Source organism: Pseudarthrobacter sulfonivorans, assembly GCF_031454915.1.
In the GTDB taxonomy this organism is placed as follows: domain Bacteria; phylum Actinomycetota; class Actinomycetes; order Actinomycetales; family Micrococcaceae; genus Arthrobacter; species Arthrobacter sulfonivorans_C.
Map to the genome: position 1 here is coordinate 1 of NZ_JAVDRS010000018.1, position 10,045 is coordinate 10,045.

General features: G+C 67.3%; 11 protein-coding genes. 4 read left to right on the forward strand and 7 right to left on the reverse strand.

The window, feature by feature from the left end; translation table 11 throughout:
* From J2808_RS22100 to J2808_RS22115, 4 genes are all read left to right on the forward strand, one after another.
* Positions 1-712: hypothetical protein (locus J2808_RS22100; RefSeq protein WP_309820994.1), on the forward strand; the 712-nt coding region annotated here is incomplete at its 5' end.
* Positions 709-1,992 (forward strand): 3-oxo-tetronate kinase, encoded by a 1,284-nt coding sequence (gene otnK, locus J2808_RS22105; RefSeq protein ID WP_309820996.1) that lies wholly within the window; start codon positions 709-711, stop codon positions 1,990-1,992. The genes J2808_RS22100 and otnK (J2808_RS22105), both read left to right, overlap by 4 nt.
* A 48-nt stretch (positions 1,993-2,040) precedes the next feature.
* Positions 2,041-2,367 carry a putative quinol monooxygenase gene (locus J2808_RS22110; RefSeq protein WP_309820998.1) on the forward strand — a complete coding sequence of 109 codons (327 nt, stop codon included), beginning with the start codon at positions 2,041-2,043 and terminating at the stop codon, positions 2,365-2,367.
* A 106-nt stretch (positions 2,368-2,473) separates the two neighbouring features.
* Positions 2,474-3,475: an amidohydrolase family protein gene (locus J2808_RS22115; RefSeq protein ID WP_309821000.1), complete on the forward strand. Its 1,002-nt coding sequence runs from the start codon at positions 2,474-2,476 to the stop codon at positions 3,473-3,475.
* Positions 3,476-3,509: 34 nt separating this feature from the next.
* Here J2808_RS22115 and J2808_RS22120 read toward each other — a convergent pair whose 3' ends face one another.
* Genes J2808_RS22120 through otnK (J2808_RS22150) form a run of 7 tightly spaced genes read right to left on the reverse strand, consistent with a single transcriptional unit; the run spans position 3,510 to position 9,959 of the window.
* Positions 3,510-4,430, reverse strand: coding sequence for an AEC family transporter (locus tag J2808_RS22120; protein ID WP_309821002.1), 921 nt, complete (start codon positions 4,428-4,430; stop codon positions 3,510-3,512).
* 43 nt (positions 4,431-4,473) lie between these two features.
* A complete protein-coding gene (gene otnC / locus J2808_RS22125) occupies positions 4,474-5,100 on the reverse strand; it encodes a 3-oxo-tetronate 4-phosphate decarboxylase (protein ID WP_309821004.1) in 627 nt (208 codons plus the stop codon).
* Positions 5,097-5,813 (reverse strand): aspartate/glutamate racemase family protein, encoded by a 717-nt coding sequence (locus J2808_RS22130; protein WP_309821006.1) that lies wholly within the window; start codon positions 5,811-5,813, stop codon positions 5,097-5,099. The genes otnC and J2808_RS22130 overlap by 4 nt, the downstream gene beginning before the upstream one ends.
* A 13-nt stretch (positions 5,814-5,826) precedes the next feature.
* Positions 5,827-6,108, reverse strand: a complete 282-nt coding sequence (locus J2808_RS22135; protein WP_309821009.1) for a hypothetical protein — start codon at positions 6,106-6,108, stop codon at positions 5,827-5,829.
* A 22-nt stretch (positions 6,109-6,130) separates the two neighbouring features.
* A complete protein-coding gene (locus J2808_RS22140) occupies positions 6,131-7,486 on the reverse strand; it encodes a TRAP transporter large permease subunit (protein ID WP_309821011.1) in 1,356 nt (451 codons plus the stop codon).
* A 12-nt stretch (positions 7,487-7,498) separates the two neighbouring features.
* On the reverse strand, positions 7,499-8,674 hold the full coding sequence (locus J2808_RS22145; protein ID WP_309821013.1) for a lactonase family protein: 1,176 nt from the start codon (positions 8,672-8,674) through the stop codon (positions 7,499-7,501).
* Positions 8,661-9,959 carry a 3-oxo-tetronate kinase gene (gene otnK, locus J2808_RS22150; RefSeq protein WP_309821015.1) on the reverse strand — a complete coding sequence of 433 codons (1,299 nt, stop codon included), beginning with the start codon at positions 9,957-9,959 and terminating at the stop codon, positions 8,661-8,663. Before otnK (J2808_RS22150) ends, J2808_RS22145 begins: the two co-directional genes overlap by 14 nt.
* Between the last annotated feature and the right edge of the window lie 86 nt (positions 9,960-10,045).

Below are 10,045 nucleotides of genomic sequence, written 5' to 3' on the forward strand. Positions count from 1 at the left end.
TTCCCACTATCGGATCAGGAGAGCCACCATGTCCCCCGGACAAAAGCGTCCGCTGGTAGCGCTGATCAGCGCCAACCCGGCAGCAATGACGCCTGCGAACAGCGCCTTCGCCGACGAATTTCCGGAAGCCCGGCTCTGGAACATTCTCGATGACCGCTTGCAGGACGACGCGGACCCCCGCGGCGTCACCGGGTCCCTGGCCGAACGCATGCATCGCCTGATCGACCACGCAGTCATCGAAGGCGCCGACGCAATCCTTCTGACCTGCCCGGTCTACGTGAGCGCCCTCCGGTCCTTCGCCGACAAATGCCCGATACCACTGCTTGACCCCGACGAAATGGCGCTGAACGGACTCCTCCACGAGGCACCCGGAACTGTCCTGGTGCTCGCCAGCGCACCGCAACCCCTGACTGTGGCCCTCAACCGGTTCATCAATGAGTGCGCCGAACGGGCAGCTCCGGTGGAAATCCGGGGAGCCGTCGCGAAGAACGCAAAGGCTGCCGCCCTTGCCGGAAACACCAAAGAACTTACCGACGCGCTCGTCACCACAGTCAGCGGCCAGCGGACGGCACCCGATGCGATTCTGCTCGCCCAGTATTCCCTGGCACCCGCTGCCAGGGCCCTTGAAACAGCCACCGGCATACCGGTCTTCTCCGGGCCACTGAGCTCAGCCGCGGCACTACGCCGCACCACCCTAGGAGGTTCCCGATGATCGGGGTAATTGCCGATGATTTCACCGGCGGCACCGATGTTGCCGTCGCATTCCGCCGCGCGGGGCTCCGCGTCCTGATCCAGTTCGGAACCCAGGACGCCGTGCAGGCCGGCGACGGTGCCGACGTCGTCGTCGTCGCACTCAAGACCCGCACCCTCCCGGTGGATCAGGCCGTCGCACAATCCCTCCAGGCCGCCCGGGGGCTCCTCGCCGCCGGAGCGCGGCAGCTCTTCTTCAAGTTCTGCTCGACCTTCGATTCAACGCCCGCAGGCAACATCGGTCCGGTCTGTGACGCCCTCGCGGACCTGGCCGGGAGCGACTTCGCCGTCGTGGTCCCCAGCTCGCCCGCACACGGACGCACCCAGTACAACGGCCACCTTTTCGTCAACAACCAGCTCCTGTCGGATTCGCCCATGCGGCACCATCCCCTGACGCCCATGACGGATTCCCGCGTACCGGTCCTCCTCCGCACCCAAACTGCACGAACGGTCTCCCTCGTCACCTTGCAGGAGGTGCATACCGGCCCCGATTCCCTCGAGGAGAACTTCACCGGCCTTTGCGCTGCGGGCACGGCCTATGCCGTCGTTGACGCCGTCGATGCCGGCGACCTCGCCATCATCGGCCGGGCAATCCTGGACCACCCTTTCGTATCCGGGGCAGCCGGTCTGGCAGCCGGTCTCGCCACTGCGGTCGCCGAACGCGAAACGCCCGCCAGCAGTCCGGCAACCCCGGCTGATGAAGCCGGGAACGACGGTCCGGCCATCGCGCTGGCCGGTTCCTGCTCGGCCCGGACACTGCAGCAAATCAGCGCCATGCAGGCAGGCGGCCACCCGTCCTACCAACTCGATGCGGTCGCCGTCCCCGACTCGCGCCTGCTGGCGGAGGCCGCCCTGGCCTGGTACGAGAGACAGCCGGCGGGCCTGACCCCGCTCATCTACTCCTCGCTTCCCCCGGAAAAACTTCGGGAGTCCCAAAGCCTGCTGGGCGTCGCTGAGTCTGCACAGATCCTCGAAACTGCCATGGGGCTCATCGCCCGGGGACTTGTCCGCAGGGGCGTGCGGCGCGTCGTCGTGGCCGGCGGCGAAACATCAGGCTCTGTCGTCACCGCGCTGGAAGTCAGCGGCGGCCTGATCGGGCCCGAGGCAGCTCCCGGAGTCCCGTGGATTTTCCCGTCCGGCAAGGACCCGATTGCCTTACTGCTCAAGTCGGGCAACTTCGGTGACATCGACTTCCTGACCCGGGCAGTCAGCCCCGGAACGGCACTGGCACCGATAGCCTGATCACCTCTGCCAGCCACGGCACCGGCTGCCATCAATTGAGGAGCGCATGTGTTCAGTCTCTGGGTCACCCTGGAAGTAAAGCCTGAAGGGCGCGAGGAATTCCTGGACGCCATCGCCGAGAACGCCCGGCTATCCGTCCAGGACGAAGCGGGGTGTTACCGATTCGACGTCGTGGAACTCGGCGCGGGGTCGAACCTGTTCGCCTTCTATGAGGTGTACCGTGACCGAGCGGCCTTCGAAGAGGAGCACCTGAACGCACCCCACTTCCTGGCCTACAGGGAAATCTCCGCCCGTCTCGTCGTCCCGGGCAGCCAGGCCGACACCGGCGGCCGCCTGCTGGCATCCTTTGACGCAACAGCCCAGCCGGGGACGTGAACCTACCCCGCTTTAAGTGGTTGACTGGTCGTCCACTTTGCTTCATGATGGATGTGGCGCACCTCACATGCGGGGGTGCCTAGAGCTTCCTCAAAGGAGAGACCCCATGACACCTCAGACAGGGCCGGATTCCGGAACCTTCATCCCGTCCGGTTCATTCAGCCGGCGCACCCTGGTCCGGGGCGCGTTGGCGGGCGTTGCGCTGGCAGCCGGCGGCGCCGCGTCGGCGCAGGCAGCAGAGGACTGCCAGGCTCCGTTCTCGGCCGGAACCGGGCGGGCCGCGTACCGGGTCCCGGGCCAGGCCACGGACTGCCACATGCACATCTTTGATCCGGACAGGTTTCCGTACCCGCTGCCGACCGCCACTCCCCCGCCCAAGGCAACCGTGTCGGACTACCGGCTGCTGCAGCGCCGGACCGGCACCAGGCGCACCGTGGTCGTCACCCCCTCGAACTACAGCACCGATAACCGCTGCACCCTGGACGCCATCAGCCAGCTTGGCCAGCGCAATGCCCGCGGCGTCGCCGTGATCGACAACACGTTCTCGGACGCCGCGCTGCGCGACCTGGACGAGGGCGGCATCCGCGGCATCCGGTTCAACCTCACCCGGCCTGGCGGCGCCGGTGCCGAGCTGATCCGGCCGCTGGCCAAACGCGTCGCAGATCTGGGCTGGCACGTCCAGATCCATATGACGGCAGAAGGAATCCTGGAAAATCTCGCCCGAATCAGTGACCTGCCGACCGATCTCGTGATCGATCACATGGGCCGCATCCCGGGCGCGGCCGGCACCGCACACGCGGCCTACACCGCCATCCTCGGACTCGTGGACACCGGAAACACCTGGGTCAAACTCTCCGGGGTCTACCACGAATCCCCCGTCGGACCCCCCTCCTACAGTGACCGCGCAGCGGTCGGCGCAGCCTTCGCCCGGGCCGCCCCCGAGCGGATGCTCTGGGGCAGCGACTGGCCGCATCCGACGGCATCCCGGGGCGAAGTGCCCATGCCCGACGACGCCGCCATGCTTGATCTCTTCGCATCCTGGGTTCCGAGCCAACGGGACCGGAAACGCATTCTGGTGGACAACCCGGAAACGCTCTACGGATTCTAAGCTGACCGGGGCCGCTGCCGCCGGCCCCCGGTCATCAGCCCAGTAACAGCGCTGCGAGCAGCACGGCAGGTATCGCCGCGACCGATGTCAGCAGGATCGTGTCGCGCGCCACGGCCGCTCCCCTGGTGTAGCGGCTGGAGAAGAGGAAGACGTTCTGGGCCGTCGGCAAGGCGCTCATGATCACCGCCGCGAACGTCTGCCCCGCATCGACCCCAAAGGCGTACCGGGCCAGGAGATAGGTCAGCGCAGGCATGACCACAGCTTTGAGTCCGGTGGCGACCAGCACTTCGGTGCGGGTCCCGCCGGACTGCAGCGGCTTGCTTCCGGGCAGGCTCATGCCGAAGGCCATCAGGACCAGCGGCACTGCTGCCCCGCCCAGGACCTTGAGCGGGTCCCAGATCAGCGGCGGCAATTCCAGCCCGGTCCAGGCGGTGACGGCGCCGAGGAAGGAGGCGATGATCATCGGATTGCGCACCGGCTGGGAGATCAGCGACTTCAGGGTTGGCTTCTGCCCGGTGGTGAGGTCCAGCAGCAACAGGAACAGCGGCGAGAGCATCAGGAGCTGGACCAGAAGCACCGGCGCGACCGGGGTGGCATTGCCGATGGCATAGATGGCCACGGGGATGCCGATGTGGTTGGCGTTGACGTAGGAGCCGGCCATCGCCCCGACCACGGTTTCGGCCCCCTTCCGCGGGAACCACAGCGCGCTGAGGCCCCAGTAGATCAAGCAGGTCAGGACCGCCGCGGCGAAGGCCACCGGCACCAGCGCCGAGAAGATGGCGTGCAGCTCAGACGTGGTCAGGATGGTGAACAGCAGGGCCGGGTTGGTGATGAAGAACGCGATCCGGGACAGCACCGGCCCCGCGTGGGGGCCGGCGATCCCGGACCGCCCGGCCAGGTAGCCGACCAGGATGACGGTCCCGACGAGGGCGAATCCTGCGAAGACCCCGCCCATTTCAGTTCCCGGACAGGGTCGGCAGATCCGGTCCAGTCATCGTTCAGATCCGCGCGGCGGCAGCTGCCTGCTCGGGTGTGAGCGGCCGGGTGCTGTGTCCATGCAGGAGCAGATATACCTTGGCCGTTTCCTCCAGTTCCTCCAGCGCATCCATGGCGCTGTCGACGTCTTTGCCGGCGACCACGGGTCCGTGGTTGCTCAGCAGCATGGCCAGGTGGTTGGCGGCGGTGGCCTCCGCCAGGTCCTCCAGGGCCGGGTCTCCCGGGGCGTGGTACGGCAGCAGGGGCAGCGTTCCGACGCGCATGGCGAAGTACGCGGTCAGCGGCGGGATGACGCTGTCCGTTGAGCTGTGGTCCAGGCAGGACACGGCGGCCGAGTAGGTGGAGTGGGTGTGGACGACGGCGGTGTCCTGCGGGCGGGCGCGGAGAACCGCCGCGTGCAGGAAAGCCTCCTTGGAGGGTTTGTTCCCGCCGATGTGTTCTCCTGCTGCGTCAATGACGGACAGCTCGTCCGGCAGGACGGTGCCCAGGCTGCTGCCGGTGGGGGTGACCAGGATGGAGTCGCCCCAGCGGACGCTGATGTTTCCGGTCCGGCCGTGGGTCAGGCCACGGTTGAAGATGGATCGGGCAGCGTCGACGACGCTTTCCCGCAGACGGCGTTCGGTGCTCATGCGTTCTCTTTCATGTTGGTGTCGGCACTGGCCCGGTCGCCCAGCAGCTGGGCCCGCAGGGTGGCTGCGGCCAGTTTCGGGCCGGCCAGCACGGGCTTGCCCAGGGCGCGGGAGAGGGCATCTGCGGCCGGCGAGAGTGAGTACTGGGCCAGCAGCACGGCGTCGAAGTCCGCTACCTGTCCTGCGCAGGCGGCCTCCAGCGTGCGGCCCAGCCGCTCGGCGTCACCGGCGGCGGCCGCGGCTGCGGCGCCCTCGGCCACGGTCCCGGTCACGGCCAGGGCACGGCCCGTGGCGGCGGCGGTCCGGGTGAACCGTTCCAGGGCATCTTCGAGCGGCCCCTTCGCGGAGGCCAGCAGCAGGATCCGCTGATAGCGGCCGTCCAGGGCGGCCTGGAAGGCTGACGCGTCGGGGGCATAGATCGGGATGGTGAGTTCGGCGGAGAGCCGTTCGGCGATGGGACCGTACATGGAGCAGGTCAGGAGAATCCCGTCCGCGCCTTCGGTTACCGCGTGGCGGATCAGCCGTGTCATGCGTTCGGCGAGCCCGTCGGTCACGCCGCCCTGTTCCGTGGCGTCGTCCAGGAGCCGGTCATCGAGCAGGTTCCAGAGCCTGGCTTCGGGGAAGATCTCACGGAACGCGCCGGCGGCCGGCGGGATCGCCAGGGGCGTGGCGCTGATCAGTGAGATCAGCGGGTTGGCGTGGGTTTCGGTCACTGTGTGAGTGCTCCTAGTCTGCGGATTTCCAGCCATGTGCCATGGCGAGGATGAGGGTGAAGGTGCCGAACGCGGCCGCTACCCAGTAGGTGAGGGGGCCGAGCGTTTTGGAGACGCCGATGATGAAATCGCTGTTGCCGATGAGGAGCCCGGCGAGTTGGAGCAGCACCAGGACGGTGCCCAGGGCGAGCATGGTGACCAGGAGCGCGACGAACAGCATGGTCAGCACACGGATGAGCGCCTTGCGGCGGGGCCCGAAGCGGGGTCCGGATTCCAGGTGTTTCTGAGTGGACATTGAACAGCCTTTCTGTGTCCGGCTAGTGCGGAATCGGCAGCAGGTTGAAGGCGACGACCACCGGGATGATCAGGAAGGGCACGACGTAGAACACCACCAGCGGAACGAACGTCTTGGCGGGGTTGACTTCGGCGATGCTGGCCGAGATGAAGATGGACGGTCCGCCGGGCGGGGAAGCACCTTCGGTGGAGATGGCGACCATGATGGCGCAGACGGCCAGTGCGGGGTGGACTCCGGCGGCGACAAGCACGGCGAACGCTCCGCCTCCCAGGGTCGCGGCCGTGGCTGTGGCGCTCAGCGGGCCGCCGACGAGGGCGATGATGATCACGATGATCAGCACCGTCACGATGGCGGGCGCGTTCAGGCCCGTGAGGGCGTCGCGGAGTTGCTTGTCCAGGCCCAGGGCCAGGAGGACGGCGCTGCCGGCGAACGAGAAGACCAGGGTCGCGCCGATGTCCTTGAACCGAGGTGCGGTGCTGGCGATGAAGTCATACCAGGCGCGCGGGGAGGAGGGCAGCTGCTTGCGGCCGATAATCAGGCTCAGGATGCCCAGCAGGACCGGGATCCACAGCAGGATGTCGATGGCCTTGACGGCGTCCGGGCCTTTGTCGCCCAGTAAACGGGCAATGGCTTCGGCGCCGGCGCCGACAGTCAGCAGGATCGGCACGGCGATGCCCAGGTACACGATCAGTGACCGCCAGCCCTGCTTCAGGGACCGGCGCAGCGGCATCAGCTCCTCGCCGGAGACTTTGGCGATCTTGTACCGGCGCACGAAGTAGAAGATGCACAGCAGCCGCCACAGCACGCAGTAGCCGGCCACGGCGAACATGGCCACGAGGGTGGCGTTCTTGTCGATGTTCGGCCCCACAGTGGCCAGGCCGACCAAAATCAGGTACGAGGCGCTGGGCGGGATGACGGTGCCGTTGCCGGAGTTGCCTGCCACGACGGAGGAGGCGATGTGTTTGGGCCAGTTTGAGCGTTCCATCCACGGGATGGTGACCGAACCGATGGTGGCGGCGTTCGCTGAGGCTGAGTGGGTCAGGGCGCCGAATCCTGCGGAGGCGAGCGTCGAGACGTATCCTGCGCCGCCACGCAGCCGGCCGAGCATGGAGTTCAGGATGTGCACCTGGTGGTGGATGATGCCGGTCTGGGTCAGGACAAAGCCGATGAACGTAAAGGACATGGCGGCGAAGACCACAGGTTGCTTGAAGGCCTCGCCGAGCCCCGTGCCGACAAGGGCGAAGAAGTCCGCGCCGCCAAAGAGGCACAGGACGAGGAACCCGACGATCATGGCCTCACCGATGCCGCGTTTGACGATGGTGGCCCAGGTGAGAATGGTGGCCAGATAGACGATCAGTGCCCAGACGGCGATACCCACGTCATTTCCTTTCTAAAGGGTGGTGGAACGGTGTGCCGCGTCGAGGCGGTGCCGTGAAGGATCGGCGGAGTCATCAGTGATGGCAGGGACGGGTATGCGGTGGCGCAGGATCGCGACGGGGCTGCCGGTTGCGGCCCGGAACACGGCAGGGCCTGGGGTTCCGGTGGCCGGATCCAGGGCGTGGGCGGCGATGGAGTGCCCTCGTTCGTGGGCGACGAGCAGCGCGGCACCGTCCGTGTCCAAACAGAAGAACCGGGGCCGGGTGCCGTGGGTTTCTGTCCAGCGTCCGTTGCCGAGCCGTCCGGTGTCCGGGTCGACGTCGTAGGTGCCGATGGTGTCCGGGAAATCTCCGCCCGGTGAATGGTCCCCTGGTCCGCTGCGGTTGGAGACGTAGAGGTGGGTTCCGTCGGGGCTGACCGCGATTTCGGCGCCGCGGCTGTCGCCGGTGACGGTGTCCGGCAGCGAGGTCAGCGACTGGATGGGGTGCAGTGTTCCGGTGGCGGCGTCCCAGCTGTAGGCGGTGACGGTGGAGAGGAACTCCTCGACCGAATATACGTACCGGTTGGAGGGGGAAAACACCAGATGCCGGGGGCCGGACATTTCCCGCAGCCGGACGGTCCTGTCCTGGTGCCACGTCAATGCGCCCTGTGAGTCCACGGAGATCGTGAAAACGGAGTCCAGGCCCTTGTCCGGTACCAGAGCGTAGCGACCGGTGGCATCGAAAACGACCTGGTGGGGTTTGGAACTGTTCTGATCCCGGCGGTGCGGGCCCGTTTCGCCTTCGAAGGACAGCAGCCCGGTGACGGGGCCGAGGCTGTCGTCTGGCAGGATGCGGAGACTGGCGACGGTGCCGCTGTTGTGGTTGGCGACCAGCAGGAACTGCCGGTCCGGGCTCAACGCCAGATGGACGGGATTCACTCCCCCTGCGTCGACAGTGTCACGGTAGTCGATGCGGCCGGTGGCAGGGTCCAGCTCCAGGGCGCTGACCTGGTTCCCGTCGCCGTGGGCGACGTACAGCTGCGTCCCGCCGGGGCTCAGGACCATGAAGCTGGGGTTGTCCATCCCGACGGTCTGACGGGGAAGCCAGCGCCCGTCGGGAAGGATTTCGAAGACTTCCAGGCCGCTGCCGCGCCCGTCCCGCAGGACGCTGGTCCGCGACCCGACATAGGCGATTTCAGTGTCCGGCAAGGCTGGCCTCCCCGGTGCGGGCGCCTGCACGGACGGCCTGGACGAGCAGTTCGGGGTCGCCGAAGTTCCCGGACTTGAGCAGTACCGCGATCGGAACCGGGCCTGTGGTGTAGATCCAGGGAACCCCGGGAGCGATTTCCGCGCCGATGGTTCCGCCCTGGATGCCCAGCGCGGAGACTACGGCTCCGGAGGTTTCTCCGCCGGCGGTGACGATCCGCCGGACTCCGCGGGCGACCAGTCCCCGTGCGATCAGGCCGGTGGCGGTTTCCAGGATCGCCGCTGAGCGTTCCGTGCCCAGGATCTCCTGGGACCGGCGAAGTTCGTCCGGTTCGAGGGTGGAGTAGATCAGTGGGCGGGCCTCGGCGGGCAGGGATGCGAACCAGGCGAGTGCTGATTCGGCGAGCTTTTCCGGGTCGGGAGTGGCGATGGCGTCCAGGAAGAAGGCGGGGTCGTGGTCGCGCATGTAGGCGACCTGTTCCCTGGTCCGGGACGAGCAGCTCCCGGCCAGGGCGACGGACCGGCCGGCCCCGACCGGGTCTTCGCCGTGGCTCTGGCTGGCGCCCCGGGTGCCGGCCACTGCGCGGCCGAGGCCGCCTGCCAGACCGGCGGCTCCGGTCACCAGCACGTCATCGCGGCAGGCGTCGCCGATGGCCTGCAGGTCCGCTGCCGAAATCGCATCGGTGACGGCGTAGCGGACTCCGCGGGAGGCGAGGTCATCGAGGCATTCCCGGATTGCCCGGGCGCCGGCGCGTACGGTTTTTTGGCTGACAAGTTCAACCGGACGGTCTGTCTGGGCTGTTAGCAGCCGCACGACGTTCGAATCCGTCATCGGGGTCAGGGGGTGGTGGCTCATCGGGGACTCCGCCAGCGGCTGCTCGGCGACGAACAGGTTGCCCATGTACTGCGTACGGCGGTGCTCCGGCGAAGACGGCGCGACCACGGTCAGGCGCGCTCCCTGGAGGTCGGCCAGGGCGTCGGCAACCTGGCCGATGTTTCCTTCGGGTTTGGAATCGAAGGTGGAGCAGTACTTGAAGTACAGCTGGACGGCGCCATGGTTCTTGAGCCAGGCTGCGGCGCGCAGGGATTCGGCGACGGCGTCGTCAACCGGGAGGGTCCTTGTTTTCAGTGCAATGACCACAGCGTCATGGTACGTCAGGATGGTCTGCTCATCAGGCTGGCCGAAGAGGATGACCGTTGCCAGCCCGGCCCGCCGGAAGGCGACCGCAACGTCGGTACCACCGGTCACATCATCGGCGATGACACCTATCACTGTTCTTCCTACCATTCGTGGGGATCCCCGGTCCGCGGAGGCTGCGCCTGTCGGCCGGGAGAGCTTAACTATGTGCGTTTAAGGGTCCGGACCCTGAGGGG

Excerpts from the sequence above, each read along its gene's own strand:
- otnK (WP_309820996.1), top strand. The coding sequence starts at position 709 with ATGATCGGGGTAATTGCCGATGATTTCACCGGCGGCACCGATGTTGCC.
- J2808_RS22120 (WP_309821002.1), bottom strand. The coding sequence starts at position 4,430 with ATGGGCGGGGTCTTCGCAGGATTCGCCCTCGTCGGGACCGTCATCCTG.
- J2808_RS22115 (WP_309821000.1), top strand. The coding sequence starts at position 2,474 with ATGACACCTCAGACAGGGCCGGATTCCGGAACCTTCATCCCGTCCGGT.
- J2808_RS22135 (WP_309821009.1), bottom strand. The coding sequence starts at position 6,108 with ATGTCCACTCAGAAACACCTGGAATCCGGACCCCGCTTCGGGCCCCGC.
- otnK (WP_309821015.1), bottom strand. The coding sequence starts at position 9,959 with ATGGTAGGAAGAACAGTGATAGGTGTCATCGCCGATGATGTGACCGGT.
- otnC (WP_309821004.1), bottom strand. The coding sequence starts at position 5,100 with ATGAGCACCGAACGCCGTCTGCGGGAAAGCGTCGTCGACGCTGCCCGA.